General features: G+C 29.0%; 21 protein-coding genes. 6 read left to right on the forward strand and 15 right to left on the reverse strand.

All coding sequences use genetic code 11. From position 1 onward, the window contains the following. Position 1 precedes the first annotated feature (1 nt). Positions 2–835 carry a pyridoxamine kinase gene (locus GQF29_RS01610; RefSeq protein ID WP_008788572.1) on the reverse strand — a complete coding sequence of 278 codons (834 nt, stop codon included), beginning with the start codon at positions 833–835 and terminating at the stop codon, positions 2–4. A gap of 86 nt (positions 836–921) precedes the next feature. Here GQF29_RS01610 and GQF29_RS01615 point away from each other — a divergent pair, with 86 nt between their 5' ends. After that, on the forward strand, positions 922–1542 hold the full coding sequence (locus GQF29_RS01615; protein WP_008788571.1) for a pentapeptide repeat-containing protein: 621 nt from the start codon (positions 922–924) through the stop codon (positions 1540–1542). 27 nt (positions 1543–1569) lie between these two features. Here the strand turns inward: GQF29_RS01615 and GQF29_RS01620 are convergent, their stop codons facing one another. The 6 genes from GQF29_RS01620 to GQF29_RS01645 all read right to left on the reverse strand — a co-directional run bounded on the left by GQF29_RS01620 (position 1570) and on the right by GQF29_RS01645 (position 11924). Then, the gene (locus GQF29_RS01620; RefSeq protein ID WP_017144206.1) at positions 1570–3765 is read right to left on the reverse strand and encodes a bifunctional diguanylate cyclase/phosphodiesterase; all 2196 of its coding nucleotides are present in this window, start codon (positions 3763–3765) and stop codon (positions 1570–1572) included. An 18-nt stretch (positions 3766–3783) separates the two neighbouring features. Beyond that, positions 3784–5034, reverse strand: coding sequence for an ABC transporter substrate-binding protein (locus GQF29_RS01625; protein WP_054690088.1), 1251 nt, complete (start codon positions 5032–5034; stop codon positions 3784–3786). A 362-nt stretch (positions 5035–5396) separates the two neighbouring features. Then, positions 5397–6836 (reverse strand): proline--tRNA ligase, encoded by a 1440-nt coding sequence (gene proS / locus GQF29_RS01630; protein WP_008788567.1) that lies wholly within the window; start codon positions 6834–6836, stop codon positions 5397–5399. Between the two features lie 466 nt (positions 6837–7302). Continuing rightward, positions 7303–10377 (reverse strand): AAA family ATPase, encoded by a 3075-nt coding sequence (locus GQF29_RS01635; protein ID WP_008788566.1) that lies wholly within the window; start codon positions 10375–10377, stop codon positions 7303–7305. Then, the gene (locus GQF29_RS01640) at positions 10364–11491 is read right to left on the reverse strand and encodes an exonuclease SbcCD subunit D (protein ID WP_117769145.1); all 1128 of its coding nucleotides are present in this window, start codon (positions 11489–11491) and stop codon (positions 10364–10366) included. The genes GQF29_RS01635 and GQF29_RS01640 overlap by 14 nt, the downstream gene beginning before the upstream one ends. A 31-nt stretch (positions 11492–11522) precedes the next feature. Then, positions 11523–11924: a GNAT family N-acetyltransferase gene (locus GQF29_RS01645; protein ID WP_054690096.1), complete on the reverse strand. Its 402-nt coding sequence runs from the start codon at positions 11922–11924 to the stop codon at positions 11523–11525. Between the two features lie 245 nt (positions 11925–12169). On the opposite strand from GQF29_RS01645, the gene GQF29_RS01650 reads away from it, so the two are divergent. Next, positions 12170–13498, forward strand: a complete 1329-nt coding sequence (locus tag GQF29_RS01650) for a hemolysin family protein (RefSeq protein WP_117769144.1) — start codon at positions 12170–12172, stop codon at positions 13496–13498. Between the two features lie 12 nt (positions 13499–13510). Here GQF29_RS01650 and GQF29_RS01655 read toward each other — a convergent pair whose 3' ends face one another. Then, entirely contained in the window at positions 13511–13954 is a 444-nt protein-coding gene (locus GQF29_RS01655) for a hypothetical protein (protein ID WP_236916361.1), read from the reverse strand. A gap of 177 nt (positions 13955–14131) precedes the next feature. Here GQF29_RS01655 and GQF29_RS01660 point away from each other — a divergent pair, with 177 nt between their 5' ends. Beyond that, on the forward strand, positions 14132–14842 hold the full coding sequence (locus GQF29_RS01660) for a LytR/AlgR family response regulator transcription factor (RefSeq protein ID WP_054690100.1): 711 nt from the start codon (positions 14132–14134) through the stop codon (positions 14840–14842). 658 nt (positions 14843–15500) lie between these two features. Then, a complete protein-coding gene (locus GQF29_RS18515) occupies positions 15501–16139 on the forward strand; it encodes a GHKL domain-containing protein (RefSeq protein WP_236916362.1) in 639 nt (212 codons plus the stop codon). A 24-nt stretch (positions 16140–16163) separates the two neighbouring features. Here the strand turns inward: GQF29_RS18515 and GQF29_RS01670 are convergent, their stop codons facing one another. Both GQF29_RS01670 and GQF29_RS01675 read right to left on the reverse strand, forming a co-directional pair. Beyond that, positions 16164–16874, reverse strand: coding sequence for a LytR/AlgR family response regulator transcription factor (locus GQF29_RS01670; RefSeq protein ID WP_160340709.1), 711 nt, complete (start codon positions 16872–16874; stop codon positions 16164–16166). A gap of 20 nt (positions 16875–16894) precedes the next feature. Further along, positions 16895–17617: a LytR/AlgR family response regulator transcription factor gene (locus GQF29_RS01675; protein WP_054690491.1), complete on the reverse strand. Its 723-nt coding sequence runs from the start codon at positions 17615–17617 to the stop codon at positions 16895–16897. A gap of 220 nt (positions 17618–17837) precedes the next feature. Here GQF29_RS01675 and GQF29_RS01680 point away from each other — a divergent pair, with 220 nt between their 5' ends. Both GQF29_RS01680 and GQF29_RS01685 read left to right on the forward strand, forming a co-directional pair. Next, positions 17838–18092, forward strand: a complete 255-nt coding sequence (locus tag GQF29_RS01680; RefSeq protein WP_008788557.1) for a helix-turn-helix domain-containing protein — start codon at positions 17838–17840, stop codon at positions 18090–18092. 645 nt (positions 18093–18737) lie between these two features. Continuing rightward, positions 18738–18938 carry a hypothetical protein gene (locus GQF29_RS01685; RefSeq protein ID WP_054690495.1) on the forward strand — a complete coding sequence of 67 codons (201 nt, stop codon included), beginning with the start codon at positions 18738–18740 and terminating at the stop codon, positions 18936–18938. A gap of 991 nt (positions 18939–19929) precedes the next feature. Here the strand turns inward: GQF29_RS01685 and GQF29_RS01690 are convergent. The 5 genes from GQF29_RS01690 to GQF29_RS01710 all read right to left on the reverse strand — a co-directional run bounded on the left by GQF29_RS01690 (position 19930) and on the right by GQF29_RS01710 (position 25110). Then, on the reverse strand, positions 19930–20112 hold the full coding sequence (locus GQF29_RS01690; RefSeq protein WP_054690497.1) for a hypothetical protein: 183 nt from the start codon (positions 20110–20112) through the stop codon (positions 19930–19932). A gap of 373 nt (positions 20113–20485) precedes the next feature. Further along, complete coding sequence (locus GQF29_RS01695) at positions 20486–21385, reverse strand: sugar phosphate nucleotidyltransferase (RefSeq protein ID WP_117769141.1); 900 nt, start codon at positions 21383–21385, stop codon at positions 20486–20488. A 92-nt stretch (positions 21386–21477) separates the two neighbouring features. Continuing rightward, the gene (locus GQF29_RS01700; RefSeq protein WP_236916363.1) at positions 21478–22677 is read right to left on the reverse strand and encodes a hypothetical protein; all 1200 of its coding nucleotides are present in this window, start codon (positions 22675–22677) and stop codon (positions 21478–21480) included. Between the two features lie 78 nt (positions 22678–22755). After that, complete coding sequence (locus GQF29_RS01705) at positions 22756–23922, reverse strand: hypothetical protein (RefSeq protein WP_117769140.1); 1167 nt, start codon at positions 23920–23922, stop codon at positions 22756–22758. Between the two features lie 15 nt (positions 23923–23937). Further along, on the reverse strand, positions 23938–25110 hold the full coding sequence (locus tag GQF29_RS01710; protein WP_117769139.1) for a hypothetical protein: 1173 nt from the start codon (positions 25108–25110) through the stop codon (positions 23938–23940). Positions 25111–25234: the final 124 nt, after the last annotated feature.

Consider the following 25234-nt stretch of genomic DNA (forward strand, 5'->3'; position numbering starts at 1 on the left):
TTTACTCTTCTCCTAATTCGTATAAGTATTCCTCAAAACATAATCCATAATAATTGGGAACTTGTGTTTTTTCACAATAATCAATACATTTGGAAGCAAATAGGGTTGCTCTTTTGACGCTCTCATAAAAACTATATCCGTTTAAATAACTGCCAGCAATCACTGAAGAAATAACATCTCCTGTTCCACAACGATCTTCACCAATGCGATCAACCATAACAATTTGGTAATCTTCACCTTGATTGTAAATAAAATTTAATATTTGTTTTTCATTAAAAGGAATACCTGTCACAACAATATGTTGTGGTCCCTGTTGAGAAAGTTGTTGACACATTTCTTCAAGTTCATCAAAAGTTGGTAAAGTTGTTGGATAAGGCCTATCAACAAGTGTAACCAGTTCTGTTAAATTAGGTGTCATTAAATCAGCGTATTGTACCAGTTGTTTCATTTTTGCACACATCTCAGGTGTATAAGTTGTATAGAGTTTGCCATGATCACCCATAACTGGATCAACAAGCACAAATACTCCCTCCTGTTTAAAGGTCTGAATAAAATCAATGACAATATCAACCTGCTCCTTTGAACCTAGAAACCCTGTTGCAATTGCATCAAATTCTAAATGTAAATCTTTATATGTCTGAATATAGTCACTCATTCTTGATGTGTAATCATCAAAATAAAAAATTGGAAACTGTGTATGAGTAGATAAAATAGCAGTTGGAATAGGCACAGCCTGTATTTTCATTGCCGAAACAATCGGTGCCATTGCTGCAATAGAACATCTTCCAAAACCTGTAATATCATTAATTAAAGCCATACGTTTTTGTCGTTGCATTTGATTCACCTCATTTTTGTACATTTTATCATATTTCAAGTCAAAAGAGAATGAATTTATGTTATGATAAAGAATGAGGTGAAAATATGAGAAAAGCAAATCTTTCAATGACTGAAAAATCATCGCTATATAACCATATTGATGAAGAGTTAGTTCAATTCATGCAATTTGAAAATGAAACATTAACCAATAGACAAGAACAAGGAAAGGAATTTAAAAATTGTTATTTTGAAAATATCGTATGTGAAGATGTTAATTTTGAAAATAGCTATTTTATGGATATTATTTTTAAGAATTGTGATTTATCTAATGTAAAATTCTATTCTTGTTTGTTTCGAAGAGTTGAATTTGTAAATTGTAAACTTATGGGTACAGATTTTTCAGAATCAGTTTATGATAATGTATCAATAAAGGATTGTCTTTGCCGCTTTGCAAATTTTGCTTTTATGAAAAATAAAGAAGTCCAGTTTATCAATTGTGATTTTCAAAATGCAAGTATTATAGAAACAAACTTAAAAAAGACAGTATTCCAAGAATGTGCTTTCCATCAATGTGAAGTTCAACATTCATCATTTTATAATATAGATTTATCAAACTGTGATTTATCAAACATTATAACAACACCAGAAGATATCAGAGGTGCTATTATTGAGAGTTATCAAGCATCGTCATTAATACATCTTTTAAGAGTTAAAGTCAAAGAATAAAGTCAATCGTTCAGATTGACTTTTTGATTATAAATATTTATTAAATTCGTCAATAGGAAGAGGTTTAGAAAAAATATATCCCTGAATCATATCGCACCCAATTGTTTGTAAAAACTGCTGTTGTTCTTTAGTTTCAACACCCTCAGCAACTGTGTATATATCTATACTTTTTGCCATATTAATCACCGATTTAATAATTTCATAACTTCTAACCACATTATAATTATCCTTTAAGAAAAAGCGATCTAATTTAATGACATTAATTGGTAAGTCTTTTAAGAGATTTAAAGAAGAATAGCCACTACCAAAATCATCAATTGAACAAAGGAAACCATGAGCCTGTAATTCAGCAACAATAGTTTGAACTCTTTTGACATCTTCTAATAAAATATTTTCTGTAATTTCTAATTCTAATAATTGATCAGGAATTTGATATTTTTCTTTAATTTTCACATATCTCTCAATAAAATCATGTTGATATAAATGCAAACGTGAAATATTCACCGAAATAGGAATAACATTTTGATGTTGAGAAATACGAGAAGACATATATTGACAAACACTTTCAAAAACATACTCATCTAATTTTAAAATAAATCCATTCTTTTCAAAAAGTGGAATAAAATCATTAGGCATAATCATTTGCTGTTGAGAATCAATCCAACGTACCAATGCTTCTGCACCTAAAATCTTCTCACCATTCACATTAAATTTAGGCTGTAAGAAGAAAACAAATTCTTTATTTTCTAACGCTTTATCCATCTTTGATTCAATATCAGCCTCTTTTAATAAATGTTCACGCATCTGAGAATGATAAAAGTAATAATACTCATTCACATTATGTGATAATGCATTCAAAGCAAGATGACTGCAATCTACCAAATGATCCATCGTATGTATATGCTTATCATCTTCCTGACAACAAATCCCAAATTTCATAACAGTTTCTCTTTCATATCCATTGTTATGAAGAAATTGCCTTAAATCCTGATTGATTTCTTGACATATTTTGACAATATCTTTTTTATTATGATAATGACACATGAATAAGAATTGATCAGCATTCATGTGACAAGCTATACAATATTCAGTGACATATTTTTCTAACAAAGCAGCCAATTCTTTTAAAACAAAATCACCAAACTGGTATCCATTTAAATCATTAATGATTTTAAAACCATCAATATCAATATAAATAACTGCCCAGCTTCTATTCTCTTGAGCAAGCAATTTTTGCCCTTCCATTTTAAATTTCTGATAATTGTATAATCCTGTAAGATGATCATAAAAAGCTAAATTTTCAACAACTCTTTTATGTTTTCTATGATTTAATAAATACAGCAAAACAACAAACCCTATAGAGCCTATAATAATTAATGATAATACAATAGTATGTAAAATAATATTATTAGCCTGTTCCATAATTGCAGCATTAGGAATAATAGAAACAACATACCATTGTTCTCCTATTGACATTGGAACATAACAAAACACATTTGTATTATCATGATAATTAAACAATGCAATTCCCTTTTGCTGATGAGCCAATGAGTTTTTAAACGATTCAATATCAGCATTATTATTTTTTTCTAAATCAATAATATCAAATAGATTTTGAAAAGTCCTATTTGCATTCTTATGATTTGTTCTAATTAAGACATCTCCATCTGTATTAACAATGTAAGAAAACCCTAAATTATTATAGAATGATAAAGAGAATTTATCAGCTATATAAGAAACCTGACTCTCTTTAATCAAATATCTATGTTCATCCCTAACATAAGTTCCTATAACCTTTATTCCAGTCTTATCATTAAAAAAAGGATCAATAATACCACTTTCTTCTTTATACAATTGACTTAATTGCAAGATTTTATCACGATCGATTGCATGTTCACCCGTTTTATCAATATATTTATTCTGAAGTGTATCAATATAGAAATAATTGATATATTCATGACTTGGAATTTCTGCAATTTTTTTTGCCAAATGATCTTTTGAATTGACAATATTATTTAAAACATTCCTTAAATTTTCAGTATCCTTTTGTAAATAAATATTCAAAGACTTCTCTTCTTGTGATGTTGTTTCTAAAATATCATCTACTGATTTATCCCATAAAGATTCCTGTACATAATCAATATAAGAAATCATTGTTATTGTAACAATAGCAATCGCAAAAAGACTGCCTAAAATAAAGACAGGTATTTTCTTATTCTTCATCTTCACCCCTCCTTATTTTTACTTTTTTATAAGTTCTAACGCTGCTTCTACAGTCTCACCCTGCAAAAGAAGCTGTACGCCAGATCTCGTATGAGTCCACATTTCATAATCAATTAATTGATTACTACCAAGAATACTCTGTTGATCATTCAAATATTTATTAAGTGGTTGAACTGCTTTATTAGTAGACAATTGATTATTATTTAAAGGACTAAAAGAACATTGATTATCAACAAATTTCCACATTTCTTCAGTTTGAGTCATATACTCAATAAATTTTTTAGCTTCTTCAACATGTTTTCCTTTAGCATTCACGCAAAGTCTTGTATCAATATTCGTCACCAAAACTGACCCATTATCTAAAATAGGATAAGGATGAACTTCGAACTTTAATTCAGGAGCCATCTTTTCCATTCGTACTGCAGCCCAAGCGCCAGTAAGCATAAAAGGATTTTCACCTTTACTAAACTGTGTTAAATCATCTTGAGTTTTTTGTGTTTTGAGAGTTGCTTTGGCATCTACAAATTTATTTTTTATGAGTTTTTCTACAAGTTCATAACCAGGTCTCATATAATCTTTTAAGATTTGAGAATCATTATTCATTTTTTCAATAATTTCTCTATAATTTTCTTCTTGATAAAGCGGATATAATCCTTTAGCAATGGCTATTGTTTTTAAAGATATATCATTATTGGCAACAAGTGGTGTTATTCCTTGATCAACAAAATATTGACAGACTTTCATGAACTCATCTTCATTTTGAGGGATTGATTGATTATGTTTTTTCAAAAGATCTAAATTACAATACAGTCCAAAAGCAGAAATCGTTGATGGAACATAATAAATCTGACCATCCTCATCTTTCATCTGCTCTAAAGATCTCTGACTAAAGTTTGAAATTGTTGAAAGATCAGATAAGTCCTCAAAATACCCACTATTTTTAAATTTTTGAAGATATTCTTTATCAATCATAAAAATATCATCAATAGAACCATTCTTTAGTCTTTTTGAAAGAATATCATAATAATCTGTTCCTTTAACACTTTCATATGAAATCTGAACATGGGGATGATCTTTCATATAATTTTGAAGTGTTTCTTCAATCGCAACAACATTTATAGCTTCACTTTTATAACCAAAAAAAGATAAATTTATAGTTTCTTCATCTTGAGGAATAATAATATTTCTTGATTGATTGTTTTGACATCCTAGACATAATATGAATAAAGAGAATGTTATTATTACTTTAACAAACTGTTTTATTTTCATAATATCATCCTCTCTTTATCAATTTTTTCAAATTAATTATATCATTGAAAAAATTGAAAAGCAATTTAATCAGTATACTAATAATAAATTAATGAACTCATCATTTCATTCTCTTGCTTGATAGATTACTTAATCTATCAATAAGACAATCATAGCTATTTTTCTTATCCATCGAATCATTTTGATTGTTTATAAACTTAATCAATTTCTATCGTATCCAATTGATAGCTAGAAAAACATGAGAGCAAATTTAGAAAAGACTCTCTCAAAGACAATAAGCAATTAGACAAAAAACAAGCAGAACAATACAATGCTTTATACACCACTTATTGGAAAATAAAAAAAGGAACAATTTCTTGTTCCTAGTAAGCTCTTGCAAAATAAACAATATGCTTAGCCTTTTTACCACATATAGGACATACGCCATCAACTTGTGCTTCTGTGTCAATACAACGAGATGTAGCAGCCGTTTCTTCTTTGATTCTGACTTCACATTCTTCATCTCCACACCAAGGTAATTTAATATAACCACCCTTAGTATTTAAAATATCCTTGAATTCTTCAAATGTTTTTGCATTTGTAATATGGTCATTTCTAAATGCTAAAGCCTTTTGATACATTTCTTCATGTATATCATCAAGTAATTGTAATAGTGTTTGAGATAAGTTCTCATCTAATGATAAAGTGATTTTTTCACCATTAACACGTTTAGCAACAACACATTGACCATTTTCTAAATCTCTTGGACCAACTTCTAAACGTAATGGAATCCCACGCATTTCTGCTTCTGAAAATTTCCAGCCAGGTGATTTATCAGTTGCATCTACTTTGACTCTTATTCCATGTGCTTTGAGTTGTTGTTCTAGTTCATAAGCTTTATCTAAAACACCATCTTTTTGTTGTTGGATAGGAATAATCATTACTTGCGTTGGGGCGACTCTTGGCGGTAATACCAATCCATTATCATCACCATGAACCATAATAATTGCTCCTAAAAGTCTTGTTGAAACTCCCCAAGATGTTTGATGAACATATTTCTGTTTGTTATCTTTATCTAAGAATTGAATACCAAAAGCTTTTGCAAAACCATCTCCAAAATAATGAGAAGTTCCTGATTGTAAAGCTTTACCATCATGCATCAAAGCTTCAATTGTATAAGTCTCTTCAGCACCAGCAAATTTTTCTCTTTCAGTCTTTTTTCCAGTTACCATAGGAATAGCTAAAAGATTTCTTGATGTTTCCTCATAGATATCAAGCATTTGCATCGTCTCAGCTCTTGCCTCTTCTTCTGTTGCATGAATTGTATGGCCTTCCTGCCATAAGAATTCAGAACCTCTTAAGAAAGGTCTTGTTGTTTTTTCCCAACGGACAACACTACACCATTGATTATATAATTTAGGAAGATCACGATATGAATTCACGATCTTTGCATAATGTTCACAAAACAATGTCTCAGAAGTTGGACGAATTATTAAATTTTCTTCAAGATTATCTAATCCACCTCTTGTAACAACTGCACATTCTGGTGCAAAACCTTCTACATGATCTGCTTCTTTTTGTAGTAATGATTCAGGGATTAACATCGGCATATAGACATTCTCATGTCCAGTTTCTTTAAATTTTTTATCCATGTATGCTTGAATCATTTCCCATAAAGCATATCCATACGGTCTATAGATTATGAATCCTTTCACACTTGAATAGTCCATCAGCTCGGCTTTACGACATACATCAGTATACCACTTTGCAAAGTCAACGTCTCTTGATGTGATTGCATCATTTTTCACTTTGTTATTTGCCATTTTTATACCCCTTTTTCTTTCAATATTTACTTTTCTATTATACAAGATTTTATATAAATTGCAATCTTGATATCACATATTCTATTGAGTTGTCATTATTTTCACTAAACCATATTATTCATTCTCATTAAAGTCCCGTTTTATTTTTAAAATCAACCTTTTTTCTCATAAACTTCCTAACTTTATATGGAACAATAAACTTCTCTTGAGAGTGCACTGAGAGAAAAATGTATCCAATTGAGTAACAGGTTAAGACACAGAAGAATTTTATGTTCCTATTATGACAAAGCATATCCTTAATATCAACAAACAATTAACCATGTGCCATAAGCAAGATGAATAACCAGGTATTAAAAAATCAGGAAACCAAGTCCTGATTTTTCTTTGAGGAACTCACCTAAGTGAAGCCTTTGTTTTACATTTACGCACTAGCGCTCATTTCAAATTTAACCTTTAACAACAATTCTTAATCTTTTTCAATATGTAAAGTACTTCCCATCTTCCCCTTTTCAACAACGATTTGAGTGTGAATCCTTTCTTTCAGCTCATCAACATGTGAAATAATCCCAATCACTTTATTGTCATTTTTCAAATCTAACAACACAGATAATGCCTGATCAATTGATTCGCTATCTAACGTTCCAAATCCTTCATCAATGAAAAGTGTATTTAACTCTATGCCACCAGCATAACTTTGAATCATTGCTGACAATCCTAAAGCAAGAGATAAAGCCGCCTTAAAAGATTCACCACCTGATAAAGATTGAATATCTCTCATCATACCTGTCTCATAATCCAGAACGCTTAAATCTAAACCCTGCTGCTTTGCACCTTTTGTGTCTTGTTTACGATACAGAGCGAAACGTCCCTGACTCATTTTTAAAAGTTCCACATTGGCATACTCTAAAATATGTTCAAAATAAGAAGATAAGACATATCTTTCAAAAGACATACGTTGCCCATTTTTTCCAGATGTGATATCTGCTAAATCTTGATACATCGTATACTTTTCAAAAACATTCTGATTTTTTTGATAATCTTTTTGTAAATGATTGATTAATGTTTCATTTTGTTCATAAGTATGAAGATAGACATTGTACTCTTTTAAAGATTGTTCTCGTTGTTGTTCACACTCTTTAAGTTTATCCTCTTCCTGACTTAAATCAACCAATTTACAATTTCTTGTCGTTTCTTCTAATGTTTTTAAACGATTGGAAAGCGTTCTTTTTTGAATTATATATTCTTGATATTCATCTTCTTTTTCATTCAAAGTTGATAACATGTTTTCATAATTTTTTAATTGCTCGCTTGTTTCAAAATATTGAGATACAAACTGATCGTATTGAATCTGTATTTGTTGTAAAGACAATAACACTTCATCTTTATGTTTGCATAGAATATCTTTTTGATGTTTAGTGATTTCAAGTTTTTGTTGACATTGATGATAATCATTATCTATTGTTTGAATCTTCATATCTAGACTCTTTAAATTTTTAGTCTGTCTAGCTAATTCTTCATCTAATTCATTGGTTAATAAGAATTGATGTGAACTTTCTAATTCAGATATTTTGGTTTGACAAACAGCTAATGATTTTTCTAATCCATGAATATCTGCTAATTCCTTTTCAAGATTCTGTGCTTGTTTTAAAAAGACAAGTTGGTCTTGTTCAAGAGACTTTTTAACTTTCCTTAAATATTCAACTTCATGATGTCTTTTCTGATATGTTTTCTCCTGTTGTTTTGTGACTTGCATAATATCTGATAATAAACGGATAAATACTTCTTTTGATAATTCATCATCAATACCTAATTGCTTTTTTAAAACATTAATTCTTGTTTTAATATCTTGAATATGTTCATTTTGAGAAAGTGTTTCTTGGTAAGCTTCCTCTTTTATAACTCTTCTTTTTTCTAATTCCTGATTTAATTCTTCTAATTCATTAGATGACAAGACACTTTGAGAGAGAGAGGCTAAATGAGGATGATGACATGAACCACAAACAGGACAAGGTTCATCATCTTTAAGAGTAGAAGCAAGGATACCCGCTTGCTGGCGTTTAAAGTTTTCATCTTCGTAACGATACTTTTCAAAAGTCTTTTGATATATATTATCAGCCTTTTGGTATTTATCAGACAATTCAAAGTGTTTATCCTGACTTTGTGTAAACTGATCAAATAACTCACTTAATTCATGAATAGAGATCCGTTTTTGATTGATGTCTTTAACCATTTGTTCATTTTGCTGGAGTTCTAATTGAAGTGATGGTAACTGATTAACATTTTCTTGGTCTCTTTCCATTCTTTTTGACATTTTTTGATGTTTTTGTAAATGTTTCTGATATTCACTCTGTAATGAAAGATTCTTTAATTGCAGAGACTGCTGTTGTTTAAGCATATCTTTATATTCTTTTTGTTTTTCTATAGATTGTTTCATTTTATCTATTTGAATTAGTGATATATCTTTTTGAGATTTTAGTTCATCTAATCCTTTATACGCTTTTTCCAGTTTCTTAAATTCTAGAGAGAAATCTTTTTCTTTTTGTTGAAGAATGAGAAGTTCTTTTTGATTATTTTCAAAATCTTCATTAACTTTTTGATATTGATATAAAAAAGACTGATGCTGTTCAATAATCTTCATCTTCTCAATATCTTTTTGATAAATATTCATATCTTCTTGTCTTGTCATTAAGGTTTGATATTGTTCCTTAATCATATGATATTCCTGAATATCCTGATTCTGTTTTTCCTTTCGATAATATGTTTGTGATAATTGATCATATTGATTTTGTAATGCTTCATACTGAGATTTTGCAATTTGAAGTTGATTATGAAGCAATTTATTTTGTTCAATAGCATGTTCAATATAACTTGGATGAAAACCAGCAGTATGATTCTCCATAAACTCTTTAGAGAAATTTAAAAGCTGGAAACGTGATAATAATTGCTGACTAGATAGAAGATACTTTTCTTTATATATTCTCGTTTCTTCTTTTAAAAGATTCTCAAAAACAACCAATGATTCACTATGAAAAATATGTCTTAATACTTTTTCTCGCTCTTCACTACTTGCATATATCAGTTTTGTAAACTCTCCTTGGGCAATCATAACAATTTGCTTGAATTGATGAACATCAACACCTAATAATTGATTTATCTTCTGGTTAACTTCTTTAACACCTTCAATCATTTCATTGTTATAACTTAAATATGCATTTGCCATTTTAGCACTCTTATAGCCGGGACGTGTATAAGTTGGAGAGCGTTTCACTTTATAAATCTTTCCATGAAGTTCAAAGACCATTTCTACATATGTTTCATCCTTAGCATCAGCAAAATCACTTCTAAAATAAGACTGATTGCGATGACTTCCACTTGCAACCCCATATAAGGCAAATGTCATAGCATCAAAAATAGTTGTCTTACCAGCCCCTGTAGGACCACTAATGAGATAAAGACCATTTTCAATCATATCTTCAAAATCTATTGTTGTTTGAGATTTATAAGTCATAAAAGCATTCATTGTTAAACTAATAATTCTCATGATCTTCACCTACCTTTTCAAGTAATTCTAAGACAATCTTTTGTTGTTGTGATGATAATTCACTATTTTTCATATCTTGATAAAATTGAGTAAACAAAGCTGGTGTATCCATCTGCTCAATAGATTGAATCTTCTTGATTTGTTGATGGGTCTGCTGATTAATTAAATATGAATAAGTAATTTGTAAAAGTCGTGGATACAATACTCTTAATTGATCAATAGCATGGGGTATAAGTGTTTGATCCTCTAATTCAAATGCTAAGAAATCATCTTTTTTATAAATATAATGAGGATCCATAAACTGTTCAAATGTTGCTTTATATTTTTCTAATGTCACTGACGGATGTAATGCATATGTAGTGACTGACATATCATCAGTATCTACAATCACAATTGATTTTTTTTGTTGAACTTCATCAAAAGAATATCGCATTAAAGATCCGCTGTATCGCACAGTTTCCCTTGATACTTTCTGAGGTGCATGTAAATGACCTAAGGCGACATAGTCAAAATCTTGAAATAAAGATACATCAACAATTTCACTACCACCAACACTTAATGGAATTTCAGATTCACTCGTTACACTTGAATGCCCAACAAACTGATGAGTCATCATTATATTTTTATAATTTTTGTCAATATGCTGATGCGACATATATAGGCTTAATGCGTCTTGATAATTATTTAACTCTTCTACTTGATACATACCTTTAATCTGTGAAGGTTTTACAAATGGTAAGAGATAAAACCTAACATCATCAATTTCCACATACTGCATTTCTTCTTTTAAATACGTTTCAATATGTAATCCTTGAGCTGATAAAATAGAACTCGCAAAATGCATACGATCATTACTATCATGATTTCCACTAATCATAAAAACTTCTATATTATATTTCAAAAGTGCACAACTCAAAAAATCATCAAGGAGATTAACTGCCTCCTGACTTGGAATAAAACGATCATAAACATCACCAGCAATGAGCAATATATGAATATCTTCCTGATTCATAAACTCTAAAAGTTCAAATAAGAGTTCTCTTTGAATATCTAACAAAGAATACTGATGAATAACTTTACCTAAATGTAAATCACCTATATGAACAAACTTCATAACTAACCTCCTTAAAAAGAACTTCATGTTTTCATGAAGTTATATTCCACCTGTATATCATTTTCTCACATTCATCACTAGCAAACAACTTTTTTAAATGCTGAGGAATGATTTTTGTCTCTAAATATTCACACCCTAATTCCTCAATAGTCTTTATAGAAGCAATATTTGTTGGATCACATGTGATTAACAAATGATCCTTATCAATAACTTCCTTTAACAATAAACATGCTTGAACTGCGTAATGATGTCCTCTGTATTCTTCATCTATATGATAGCCAATATGTCCATCATAATAACATTCCTGATCACTACCTTCACGCAAAATGATTCTTCCTACTTCTTTTTCTTCAATGATGATACTATAAATAGAATAAGGCAGAAAACCTGCTGGTAAATTGACTTTCACATATTCAATAAGTTCTAATTTCATATTACACCAACCTTTCTTCTATTGTAGCACATTCATATCTAAAATTCACAATATGTTGACAGTTTTGTAGAATGTGTTAAAATAGGAAACATAAAAGGGAGTAGTTAGCATCATTTGATGTTATATAGTCGTCACCACGCTGCAAAGCCGGTTTATATATGAAATAACGAGACTTTTATTACACGGAGTGATACTGGTCTTTTTTTGTATCACAATATAGGTCCAATACAAAGGAGAGTGATTATATGGACTCTATCCCCTCGCAATTGTTATTACAAGCAATTTTAATTTTAGTCAATGCATTCTTTGCTGCAACAGAAATCGCAGTCTTATCATTAAATGCAACACAATTAGAAAAGAAAGCTGAAAAAGGTGAAAAAACTGCGAAACGTCTTTTAAAATTAACTCAAGAACCATCTGGATTCTTATCAACAATTCAAATTGGTATTACATTGGCTGGTTTCTTAGGAAGTGCCTTTGCAGCTGATAACTTTTCTGGTTATTTAGTTGATTGGATATATAATGACATAGGATTTACTGCACTATCATTAACAACGTTAGATACATTAGCAGTTATTGTCATCACACTTATACTTTCTTATTTTACATTAATATTTGGTGAGTTAGTTCCAAAGAGAATTGCGATGCAAAAACCATATGAAGTTTCTAAATTATCATGTGGAGTTGTTTTGGCAGTCGCAAAAGTCGTTAAACCAGTTGTTAAATTCTTATCAATGTCTACAAATGCTATATTAAGAATATTACATTTAAAAACAGAAGCTGAAGAAGATACAATTACTGAAGAAGAAATACTAATGATGATTGAACTTGGAGAAAAACGTGGTGTTTTAGATGAAGATGAAAGTGAATGGTTACAAAACATCTTTGACTTTGATGATACTTGTATTCGTGAGATTATGACACATTCTGTTGATGTCATCTCTATTGCTTTGGATGCAAGTGATGATGAGATTATTAACATTATTAAAAAAACAGGTATTTCAAGATATCCAGTTTATGATCATGATGATGAAAATATTATTGGAATTCTTCATGTTAGAGATTACTTACTGAATTTACAAACTAAAGAAAAGAGTTTTAAAGATATCTTAACCCCTGCTTATTTCATACCTGATTCTATGACTGCTGATGACTTATTTGAAGATATGCAAACAAAGAATATCCATTTTGCTATTGCAATTGATGAGTTTGGTGAAATGAGTGGTATTATTACATTAGAAGATCTTGTAGAAGAAATTGTTGGTAACATCTATGATGAACATGATGCTTATGAACAACCTTCTATCCAAACAATTAATGATCATCAATGGAAAGTGAGTGGAAATGTTAATATTGAAGACTTGTCTAAAGAGTTAGATACTGAAATTCCTGTTGATGAAGATTATGATACGATTGGTGGTTATATCTATAGTCATCTAAGGTCTATTCCAAAAGATGGAACAACTAAGACTATCAAAGCTGATAATTTAACATTTCAAATCACCAAAATACAAAACAGACGTATTAAAGAAGTTATTATTACAAAACATAGTGAAAACAAGTCCCAAGGATAGGGACTTGCTTTTTTATTTAGGTTTTAAATTATCAGCACTAAATTTCATAGTTACATCACATTTATTGCTTGGCTCCACTGAACTAGATTGAACTACTGTAAAATATACGCTTCCTTTTGTACATCCTAATTCTGAAGCTACACTAGGAGTATTCATTTTTAATCCAATAATTTCGGATTTGCAATCTTCTACACTATTAATTAAACCGCCAAAATTACCTAAAGCAGCTTCACCAAATGTTTTCATAACTGTTGCAAATTGCTCAGTTGTAGTTTTCTTGCTCCCATAATAAGTATCAGTATGTGCTCTTCCATACGCAGGAATATCTTTATGAGTTACTGTTTGATATTTAGTTCCAGATACATATACATATGCTGATACACTTGTAATTGCTCCTGCTAAAAATAAACTACTCAAACTTAAAATAGCTATTTTTTTATTTAATTTCATCTTCATTCCTCCTTTCCAATGACAAATTTAACAAAAAAATGTAAAAATTCGTAGGAAATGTACATATTTACATGAGTTCGTGTACATTTTACACACACAATTACCAAAAATTGGTATACAATAGATATACAGCGCAAATTTTTGTGTTGTACGAAATAGAACGTCAAGGGGAGGAAATTATTTATGAGGATTGCAGTTTGTGATGATGAAAATTATTTCGTTGAAAATATTATAGAAAGGATTAAATCATATGGTATAGAAGATGTTTTACCCAATAAGTTTGATGGATATACTGATCCATGCCAATTATTAAATCACTTTAAAATGTTTGATTACGATCTAGTGTATTTAGATATTAAAATGAATGATAAATGTGGTGTCGATGTCGCAAAAGAAATAAAGAGAATTAAATCTAATTGTATTGTTATATTTGTTAGTTCTTATGATGAATATATACATGAATCTTATAGAGTTGAAGCTTTTCAATTTTTAAAGAAACCTGTTGAAGAAGAACTTTTTAATTTAGAGTTAAAAAGAGCTATTACAAAATATAAGAGATTAAATAAAAGTTTTGTATTCACTACATCTATTGGAAATAAACTCATTAAAGCTAATGATATTATTTTCTTAGAAACAAGTTATGGGAATTATAAACTTTATACAACAAATGATACATATTTTGGTACATGTAAAAGTATAACAGATACAAAACAAGAACTATTAGATTCACATTTCTATCAATTGAATAGAAGTATAATTATTAATTTCAAACATGTCTATACTTTTACAAATGAAGATATAACCATGTCTAACAAAGAAATTCTTCATATTACTAAAAAGAAACGTAGAGACTTTAAAGAGAAGTATTTTGATTATATAGATAATGAGGAATAGAAATATGAATTACATAATCAATATATTCTTAAATCTTATAATTACTTTTACAGACTTATTTCTAATAGAATATTATCTCAAAAATAAATTAACATGTAAAAAAGAATCGAATTTATATACATACTATTTTATTCAATTCATCTGTTTATTCGTTCTTAATAGTTTAATAACAAATAATAAATTAATTAGTTTTTTAATTTTATTATTGTCATTATTTGTTTCAATTCATAAATATAAGTATTCACTAACAGACCTTATTAAATTTCTTATTATATTTTTATCTTTAAAAATGATAGTCGAAGTGTTAATTTCTTTGTTTTTTGAATGGATATTTGATGTTACACTATATGTATATAAAACAAATAAATACTTTGTATATAATTTATTTATTAGATTAATTAATAGATATATAATGTTTATATTCATTCTCTATTTTACCAAATACTATTATAAACAACCCATTAAGAAATTTAAATATTTTAAAATAATTAGTCTTTTTTTATCAGTATATTTTAGTTTAATTGTTATAATATATAATGATAAGATATTTTATTTTGATAATATAGGTAGAACATTTATATTTGTTATTTTATTGTATAACTTTGCACTTATAGCCTTTAATAAATACCAAACAATTCATGAAATATTAGAAAGAGATATGTTACAAACAAATGAAAGAATTCTTGCTGAAAAAAGGTTTATAGAAAGAAAAGTAGAAGCTGATGAAAATATAAAAAGAATGAGACATGATTTAAAAAATAATTATTATATTTTAAACGGTTATGCTAATGATGGAAATATAGAAGAAATAAAAAAATTCTTAGAAGCAAGAATTGGTATACTGGATAAGTCATCATCATTTATACATAGTGGTCACTCGTGTATTGATAGTATTCTTAATGAGAAAATATTTATTATGAAGGAAAAGAATATCCAATATACTGAAAATTTAGCACATATGTATATAGGGGACATCGATGTTAGTGATTTATCCTTATTAATTGGTTTGGCATTGGATAACGCTATTGAAGCGGCAGAACAAGTTAATGACTTTAAAGAAATTGACCTCACTGCTAAAAATTATCAAGGTTATCTGGTTCTGTATTTCAAAAATTCAATTATTCCTAATAGTTATCCAGATTTTAATAAAACAAGCAAATTATCTGATTCCTTCAATCATGGATTTGGAGTCAAAGGAATTAAACAGTTTGCTAAAATATATAATGGAGAAATTAAATATATTACAGAAAAAAATAAAGTCATTCTAAGAGTGACTTTAAGTGTGAGTAATGGCTGAATACTTTGAATATTCAGCCATTTTTTATTGAGATTCTAGATATTTAAAGAGGACTTCTTTAAATTCTTTATATTTCTTTTTAGATATAGGTAACATATCTTTATTTGTCATTGTGATTGTTGCACTATCAAATCTTTCAATATGTTCAAGATTCACAATAAAACTTCTTTGAATTTTAAAGAAATCACATTCCAACAATGCTTTCTTAATTTCTGTAATGGATTTTATAGTTCCATAGAATGCACCTCTTGTAGAGTGAATTTTATATTCTCTATATGCTGTTTCTATGTATAGTATTTCTTTTGTATCAAAAACTATGTTTCCTTCTGTTGTATGAAAGACAAAAGATCTGCTTGTATCCTCTAACCTTTTCATTGCTCTTTCTAATTCACTAATAAAGAACTGTTCTTTTACAGGCTTTTTCATATATTGAAATGCATTGACAAGAAATGATTGATTAAAATAATTCATATGACTTGTAATAAATATTATCATACACTCTGGCTGTATATTATGAATCATCTGTGCAATGTTAATACCATTGCCATCATTTAATTCAATATCTAAATAAACCAAGTCATAATCTTTTTTCATAATACTATTCATTAATTCTCTTGAATCATAAAATGAATCTACATATAAAGAGACATCATCATTTGTTTCCTTATATGTCATTAAACGCTTGAAGATATCGTTCACATAATATGCTTCATCATCACAAATTGCTATGTTCATAAATAAATCTCCCTCTTTATTTACTTTCTTTGTTTTCTTAAAAATTCTTCAAATTCTAAATGGTTTTGAATTAACATTCCTTTACTTGTTGAAAAAACTTCTCTTGTTTTGAGTATTGCATTTCTGTCAGTTAGAAAGTCAAGACATTTCATATTGATTAGCACACTTTGATTGACTTGAATAAACCATCTTGCTCTTAGTGCTGGTCTAAGTTTATAACGATTCTTAACATGGGTCATAAAATGTTCTTCATTAACAGTAACAATTTCTAAATCATTGTAATATGTTTCTACATATTTAATTTCATCTACACTAAAAACACGCTTTCTAGCAATATCTCTTATTGGAACAACAAATTTTATGTTTTGACTTCTATACCAATCTAATGCATAATTCATGACATCTTTAAATTTATTTGTGTCAATTGGCTTTAATAAATATTCTAAAGCATGTACTTGAAATGCTTCTTGAACTTGTCTGTATTTATCACTTATAAAAATAACACGACATGCTGGATTAGCTTTTCTCAGTATTTGTGCAGCTTCAACTCCTTTCCCATTTTCTATATTCATTTCAATAAATGCAAATTGATAGGAATGTTTCTTTACACTGTCTATCAAATCCTTAATGTTTGAATACGTGTATGTATTCAATGGTATTTCCTTTTCATCGAAGCATTGAACTATCTTTTTCTCGATTAAATTTAGATAATCCAATTGATCGTCGCAAACCACTATGTTCATTATAAATCCTCCCCTTCATATTGAACTTTGCATATCTTATTTTACCTAATATTACCAAAATAGTCAGTACACTTTTATGCCCATTTTGGGTATTTTTACGCCTATTTGTCGAAAATTGTATTTTAGCTCAAATTTTCACATAAAAAAACATTTGCAAAACGCAAGAAAATTACCTAATGCAAATTCTATTAGTGTATAATATGCGCAAGGTGGTGAAATCATGAGTATTGGAGAAAGATTAAAAACATTAAGATTAGAAGCTGGATTATCACAAAGACAAGTTGCTGAAACATTAAAGATGTCTAAACCTATTGTTTCACAATATGAATCTAACCAGAGAACACCTTCTTTAGGAAAATTAATTCGTTTCTCTCGTTTCTATAATGCTTCATTAGATTACATTTGCGAAAACGTTGATGAAAAGAATGCGTATTTTGGTGATATCAAGTCATTACTCGAAAAAGACAAAAAATAACATAAAAGGTTGTAGCTCGACATGTTACAACTTTTTATTTCAATTTTTTCTGACGAATTTATATGAATCTAAAACAAAATAACTTCATATCTGATTTTATTCTTTCTTATTTGAAAAATGTTGATATAATGAGTCTTGTCTTTAAAGATAGTACCTATGCAAAAACAAAACCATAAAACATCAACAGAAAATGAACTTAAAATAAAATCAAATTTAGAAAGGGATTTTTCTCATCAGCAAAATTGTTTTTGTATAGAAGATACATTGATAATAACGACTTAGCCTAAAAGAACCTGGCTACTCGGCATTATGAATGTATAGATGAATCGATTCCTATCAGATAAAAAGATTTATCATGTCTACATCAGGTAGACACCAAGGTTGTTTCTAAACGTATACCTAGAAACAACCTTTTTATTAAAAAAACATAGCATTAATATATATGTAAAAAGAGATAAGATTGACTTATCACCAATGGGGTCAACTTAAGCATGAGTTTAATTTGATCTTTTTTTGCTATCTTATATTTCATTTTTCTTTACTTCATCAATATCAATAATCATTGTAGTTAAGTTTGTATTTATCATGTGGCTTTATTATATATTAGTTTCGTTTTATAATGTAGTTAAGGAAAGAGGTGATTCTATGTTTGTTAGAGCTATTAAAAATAATAAAGGTGATCCTCATACCTATTTCTGTGCTCTTGTTCAGTCCTACAGAGATCAAACTGGAACTCCTAAACATCGTGTCCTTATTAACTTTGGTCTTGTCCCTGCTGATAGTGTTCCTTATCTTAAGGCTGCTTTTTCTAAAAATAAGCCTAAACTTGTCTATGAAGAAAAATAGTGTAGTCAAGATTTCTGCTATCTCTCAACTTCTTTTTGACTTCAATTCTTACATCCAATCTGATTTGATTCAATCTGTTACTGGTAAAAGAAAACAGGATTTCACCAGAAATAGAAATATGATGATTTTAAAGTTGATGCAAAAATTCTATTTTTCAATATTGTAGGGCTTTTTAAAAATGGGTTGAATAAGCAACTGGAAAAGAATTACAGGAGTGATGAAAATCAATATCTATACAATATAAACATTGTACAGTTCCATGAAATGATTAAAGAATCAGATATAATAGAATCAATGATAAAGAAAAAGAAATATTCAATTCAGAAGAAACTCAGAAAGATAAGCTCATTAATTGACAAAATAAAAGTGCCTATCCGTGAAAATAGGCACAATGAACGTTGGTGAAAAATCGTAGTCAGTGGATTTCCATACAGATTTACCCTTGATGGTCGAAACTATCCCAAACTCATAAGATATAAAGGAACATTAATGACCAAACGTCCGTAGTTAAGACTATAATTAGTATAACACGATGACAGTTCAGAAAAAACAGTAAAAATTCATATAGGGCTTTTACGTTCTTTTTTTTATAGAATGAGATGGAAAATGAGATAATGATTTATAATTTTGTTTTCCCACTAAAAAAAACGGAATCAGCTTTCTTAAGTTGACCCCATTGGAGATGCATTATTATTTAGCATATCTAATATGATTTTCTTTAAATGATTCAATATCAAATACATATATTATTTTTTCAATCTCATCCACTATATAATATCATTTGTATCCAATGTCGATAATAATGGCTTTTCTAATATTTTTCTTACCAAGTACCGCTGGATATAGATATGGATTTGTTTCAATTCTTTTAACAACATTCTGATAGATAAGACTGACTATTTTATTAGCATAGTTATTATTATGGTATTCACTGATATAAAAATTGAGTATTGATTTTAACTTATTTTAAAATTCATCTTCAAAAATAACTCTATAAGCCATACTGCTCGTTCAACAGTTCTCCAAACTCTCTAGCATCAATACCTTCAACTTGACCCAATCTGATTTTCTTTAGTTTCTTTTCATTTCTGCTTAAGACTTTTAAGTCCTCTAATTCTTCATCTGTTATGAGATTGTATTCTGTACCATCTACTATTGTTCTTCTATATTCCATACTAATCATCTCCTTATTTCATGTTAATTATGTCATAATTTCTTATAAATGCTATCAGTAATAATATGATTTATACCTAATTAACATCACTCTCCTGGTATATTATAAATGACTTATTTAATAGTCATGATTAATATACCTTTTCCTTTCTCTATATTTTGTTTAGAATTGAATTGTGAATGTGTACTTTGATTTTTCTCTCCTTTTTAGTATTATCATTATTCATGAAAGTATTTTCAAAAACTTCAATAATCTCTCTATCTCTAATCTGCTTCACTTTATTGTTTTCTATAAAATCCCATGTCATTGCCAATGCGAATGCACCTTTTACATCTAAGGAATTATATTTAAGTTTTATCTCTTACTTCAATAATCATAGATGATTTGGATATACACCTTTATCAATAAGTTTATGTATACTTTCTTTCACAGATTCTTTATCTTCTTTGTATGTCACTCCAAACCACTCATCTTGTGATTTTAAGACTTCAACCCTTATTTGTTGTTCTTTTAATAAATCACCTATAATTGTTGGTAAAAGATATTCTGTTTTTAGATCAGTTGAGTCTAACTTTTCTAAGAATATTTGAAATTTATCTTCTAAAACATTAATAAACTCTGGATAAAGCCCCCACATATTCATAGATACAATCGAATCTAAATCAATAACCTGATCATTCACGACTGCATGATTATTCCTTTTCTCAATATTATGTGTTTCTACAATGTCAACTAACTTGTGATCTAAACTCACTTGACAGATTCCTCTTGTGACACCACCATTATCACTCAATGTATTCTTTAATATAAATCCTACCATACATGCTGGTAATACATCACATTCATGTTTTGTGGTTAAATATTGATAAGCAACTTGATAAGCTTCTTTACCATAATAATCATCTGCATTAATAACTAAGAATGGTTCATGAATCAGTCCTTTACATGCTAAAATAGCCTGACCTGTTCCCCATGGTTTCTTTCTCTCTTTAAATATCTCCTTGTATTGAGTAGGAATATTTGATAACTCCTGAAATGCATATTCAACATGTATTTTCTTTTTCATTCTTTGACCTATGATTTCATCAAAATCTTTTTCTAAGTCTTTTCTAATCACAAAAACAACCTTATTAAAACCTGCTTGAATCGCATCATAAATAGAATAATCCATAATAATTTCACCATTTGGTCCGACTGGTTCTAATTGTTTAATTCCTCCACCAAAACGGCTTCCAATTCCTGCTGCCATGACAACTAATGTTACATCTTTCAATTGATTCTCACTCCTTTTCATTATTGTATAATGTATAAAAACAAATTACAATGATAAAAGAGCATTAATAACTATAATTGAATGTAGCATCTTTAATTATTATCATCAACATCTAAACCTGTTCCATCTAATGCGCCTGATTCTCGTAACAACTGATTTCCAAAATAACCACATAATCGTTCTAAAAAATAATTATTTCTCATATAAATTTTTAAAACAGTGTAGTATGCTACTGTGTTTGGATCTTGATGAGGATTTTTTATAAATGCATAAATAGAGCGCAAATGAATAAGCGAAGTATTATATTTATTTATTAATTGTTCTTTTGACATTATTTTCCTACCCATACTTAATCGTCTTTGAGTGTCGATGAGATTGAATTTTTTATCAAATATATAATGACGTAAATCATATGAAAACTGATCTATTTCTACAGATATTTTTAATTCTTGCATGATATGAGAAATAGCATTATCAATATTATCTTGTTTAGAGTATATATCTATGAGATGCGAAAATACTTTCCATATCATGATTACGTTTTCACGTTTAAGTTTTAATAATGATAAATCTTTTCCTAATAATGCTTTTAGTGAATCTGCTGTTATATCTATAGTACCATTTATATTAATCTTGCTTATTATCCAATGCGAAATTTGTTTTGAATAAATAACAGATAACTCTAGAAAATCTAATTGTTGCTGTGTAAGTGTCTTTTTTAATGGACTCACATGACCTCGTGATGGATGATAACTTCTAATTCCTCCATATGAGTCTACAATTAATTCAAATAAATTTCCTTCAATAGATTCATCTACTGCTTTTTTATCTACTTTAACCATACTCATAGAACTTAAAAACTTCTTTTCAAATGCTTTTATGGTAGGGGTCAATTGCATAGCCCAGTAACTTTTCACCCATGTTCTTATTGTTTCAACATCACGATTTCTAACTTTTTTATCAGAATTGGTCAAACATACACAATAAGATCTATAAACTTCTCTAGTCGGCCCAGATGGATGAATTAGGCGTAATCTTCCTCCCTCAAAATAAACACTTCCTACTTTATCATCATGTTCTGATGTAAACAATGGTTGACTCCCTAAAATAACACCACTTTTCGCTTCTACCAGTCTAGGCAAAACAACAGGTGAATCATCTTTATCAGTAGTAGTATCTTGCTTTTTAGAGATTTCTGGTTGTGCAGTTGCTCTTAAAGGTGGGAGGGTTAATTTTGTTTCACTTCTTTGAGCGGTATCTTTCTTTATTGGGGGCATTGGTATTCTATCCATTCTTAACTCCTTTCTCTTATCTCGTTAAATGATATATAATAATTCATTATTGAGATAAAACCATATCTATTTATAATATTACTTTTTTCTTGTATGTAATTTTGTTTGGTCAATGACTTGTGTTTGTTCTAAAAGCAAATTTGCTAAATATCCTTTCATATAATGATAAAGAGGAGAACTGCTATCTTTAAGCCAAATATCAAAAATCTTATGCCCCACAAATTCATGGATATCTTGATTGAAATCTTTTGAAATATCTTGAGCCGTAGATATAAGCCAACTGTCTTGATAAGGTGTTATCAATTTTTCATATAGTTTTTCAATATCTTTTGAAGTTGTCGCACTCATAAGGCAATAATCATTTTTTAAAAGTTGTTTTTGATTCTTCTTTTTAAAAGCTGTAATATATGAAATAAATTCATCAACCCCACTAAACTTTAGCGCATATTGATAAGCCTTTATAATATTTTGAGGAATAAAAATATCTCTCAATGCAGTTTCAACACTTCTCATTGCCATATCTTCTTTATCCTCTTCATTATTTCTTGGTAGTAAACTTCCAAGAAAATAATAAATTTCTTTATTGGCAGTAATATAATCTATTCTGTTTGCAAATGAACTTATAATTATAACAACAATTTCTTCTATGTATTTAATAACATAATATAATAAATCTGTGTCAAGGTTCACACCTATTGAGGTATAAGGAGTAACCCTTCCTTCTGATGGATGAATTCCAACAATAGTCCCTTCCTTATCAAGATGTAATTCATATAACTTTCCTATCATAACTTGCTGCGGTTCTAACAATGAACCAACATCTTGAAATATCTTTTGAGTATAATAGTTGCGAAAATATTGTTGAAAATCACTTAATTTCGGAAGAAATTGATGATCAGAACAAAAATTCTTAATCCATATCTTAATTTCAGAATAAATTTCTGGTTTTGAAATAGATAGACGATAAGGAATATATTCTTCTACCGTTGGTCCCATAGGATGAAACAAACGTATACGTCCTTCTGGATAGTAAATACTACCAACACCTTTACTTCCTTGTGATACAAATAATGGTGATGTTCCAAGGATTTCTGGTTCTCTTGGCCTAACTAGCATCCTTTGTTGTGGGAGCGAAGTTATTTCAAACATAGGAACTGGCGGTAGTGGCGAAATTGTCTGTTCTTTCTCTGCATCTTTTGTCAGTTCACCAGATGTAGTACCTAAGTCATCAATTGTCTTAAACATGATAAACCTCCCTTCTTATTCATCAACATGCTTTGGATTTAATCCCATATCTAAAAGAAGATGAGTTGCATATAATAATTGATTTTTAAAATATCCAATGACTCTTTTAAAATATAATGACTCCCTTTGCATTGCAGGATCTATTCTACAAAAATATTCAATATTGATATGATTATTCACAAATTGTTGTGGGTCATTTAAATCATTTATTTGAAATATACCATCAAGAGTTGGATAACCAAAAAAGAAATCAGAAGTAAGGAAAGTATGAAGGGCTATTTGACATTCGGGAAGTTGCTGTTCTTCTAAACTAGGGAATTGAGCTGTGATTTCTGATATTTTTTCAATAAAATTATTTTCTGGAAAAAATTTTTTTATTTTCATCATAACTTCTTCAGTGAAAATTGGAACAGCCAGTGGATATAATCTTATTAGGTTTGAATTTTCCATATTATGACTTAATGGAAATGTCCCTAAGATATCTTTTAATGTGACATCACCAGTTGCAAATATTCCTATAACTTCATTTGTAAAAGTATTAATATCATTAACAATATTGTACAATTCATCCATTCTTTCATATTTAAAATTGGGTGCCATAGGTACTGCACTACCTCGTGAAACATGAGAACCAATAATTTCGTTTCCATTAACAATCAATTCAAAAAAAGTCCCTGATATTGCATTTTCAAGTTTTCCTTTTGGAATCTTAATGAACCCAGGCTTTGCTTGAAATTCAGATTCAAAATCTTTTAACTCAATCTTTTTTTTAGCTATTATATTATCATTTACCCAATGACGAGCTTCCTTTGCATCTTCCTCACTATGAAATGAAAAGTATAAAGAATCGTATTCAAATACTTGTGGCCCACCATCTTCATAAATCAAGCGTATATGCCCACCATCATAATAAACACTTCCATCTTCTCCTTCTTTTTGGCTCATAAAGAATGAATCAAATCTTTTTGAAGAAATAAGAGAAGGTTCTGATACTTGATCAGATATTTCTTGACTTGTACCTGTACTTACTTCGCTTAAAGGAGTTTTCATAGAAACAGGAGTCACTCGTGGTATTCCTTTCATATTAGCTAAACCTAATAAACCTTTGGGAGTGGGTCCACCAAAAGTTCTTTTTCTACTCATTCCTGTTTTTTTCGTCAAACCTGGTTTCTGTGAATTCATGTCCATTGTTATTCACCTCTCCTTCTACATATTATTTTTTATCTTATTATTAACATAACACTTTTAACATATAAGAAAGCTTTTTTTAGATAAAATAATGAGTAAACGTAAGTATTAGCAGTTTTAACGT

Source organism: Coprobacillus cateniformis (genome assembly GCF_009767585.1).
GTDB classification, from domain to species: Bacteria; Bacillota_I; Bacilli_A; order Erysipelotrichales; family Coprobacillaceae; genus Coprobacillus; species Coprobacillus cateniformis.

Excerpts from the sequence above, each read along its gene's own strand:
- GQF29_RS01670 (WP_160340709.1), bottom strand. The coding sequence starts at position 16,874 with ATGAACATAGCAATTTGTGATGATGAAGCATATTATGTGAACGATATC.
- GQF29_RS18515 (WP_236916362.1), top strand. The coding sequence starts at position 15,501 with ATGTTACAAACAAATGAAAGAATTCTTGCTGAAAAAAGGTTTATAGAA.
- GQF29_RS01710 (WP_117769139.1), bottom strand. The coding sequence starts at position 25,110 with ATGGACATGAATTCACAGAAACCAGGTTTGACGAAAAAAACAGGAATG.
- GQF29_RS01655 (WP_236916361.1), bottom strand. The coding sequence starts at position 13,954 with ATGAAGATGAAATTAAATAAAAAAATAGCTATTTTAAGTTTGAGTAGT.
- GQF29_RS01615 (WP_008788571.1), top strand. The coding sequence starts at position 922 with ATGAGAAAAGCAAATCTTTCAATGACTGAAAAATCATCGCTATATAAC.
- GQF29_RS01690 (WP_054690497.1), bottom strand. The coding sequence starts at position 20,112 with ATGGAATATAGAAGAACAATAGTAGATGGTACAGAATACAATCTCATA.
- GQF29_RS01705 (WP_117769140.1), bottom strand. The coding sequence starts at position 23,922 with ATGTTTAAGACAATTGATGACTTAGGTACTACATCTGGTGAACTGACA.
- GQF29_RS01685 (WP_054690495.1), top strand. The coding sequence starts at position 18,738 with ATGTTTGTTAGAGCTATTAAAAATAATAAAGGTGATCCTCATACCTAT.
- proS (WP_008788567.1), bottom strand. The coding sequence starts at position 6,836 with ATGGCAAATAACAAAGTGAAAAATGATGCAATCACATCAAGAGACGTT.
- GQF29_RS01640 (WP_117769145.1), bottom strand. The coding sequence starts at position 11,491 with ATGAAGTTTGTTCATATAGGTGATTTACATTTAGGTAAAGTTATTCAT.
- GQF29_RS01700 (WP_236916363.1), bottom strand. The coding sequence starts at position 22,677 with ATGGATAGAATACCAATGCCCCCAATAAAGAAAGATACCGCTCAAAGA.
- GQF29_RS01635 (WP_008788566.1), bottom strand. The coding sequence starts at position 10,377 with ATGAGAATTATTAGTTTAACAATGAATGCTTTTATGACTTATAAATCT.
- GQF29_RS01610 (WP_008788572.1), bottom strand. The coding sequence starts at position 835 with ATGCAACGACAAAAACGTATGGCTTTAATTAATGATATTACAGGTTTT.
- GQF29_RS01645 (WP_054690096.1), bottom strand. The coding sequence starts at position 11,924 with ATGAAATTAGAACTTATTGAATATGTGAAAGTCAATTTACCAGCAGGT.
- GQF29_RS01660 (WP_054690100.1), top strand. The coding sequence starts at position 14,132 with ATGAGGATTGCAGTTTGTGATGATGAAAATTATTTCGTTGAAAATATT.
- GQF29_RS01675 (WP_054690491.1), bottom strand. The coding sequence starts at position 17,617 with ATGAACATAGTGGTTTGCGACGATCAATTGGATTATCTAAATTTAATC.
- GQF29_RS01650 (WP_117769144.1), top strand. The coding sequence starts at position 12,170 with ATGGACTCTATCCCCTCGCAATTGTTATTACAAGCAATTTTAATTTTA.
- GQF29_RS01625 (WP_054690088.1), bottom strand. The coding sequence starts at position 5,034 with ATGAAAATAAAACAGTTTGTTAAAGTAATAATAACATTCTCTTTATTC.
- GQF29_RS01680 (WP_008788557.1), top strand. The coding sequence starts at position 17,838 with ATGAGTATTGGAGAAAGATTAAAAACATTAAGATTAGAAGCTGGATTA.
- GQF29_RS01620 (WP_017144206.1), bottom strand. The coding sequence starts at position 3,765 with ATGAAGAATAAGAAAATACCTGTCTTTATTTTAGGCAGTCTTTTTGCG.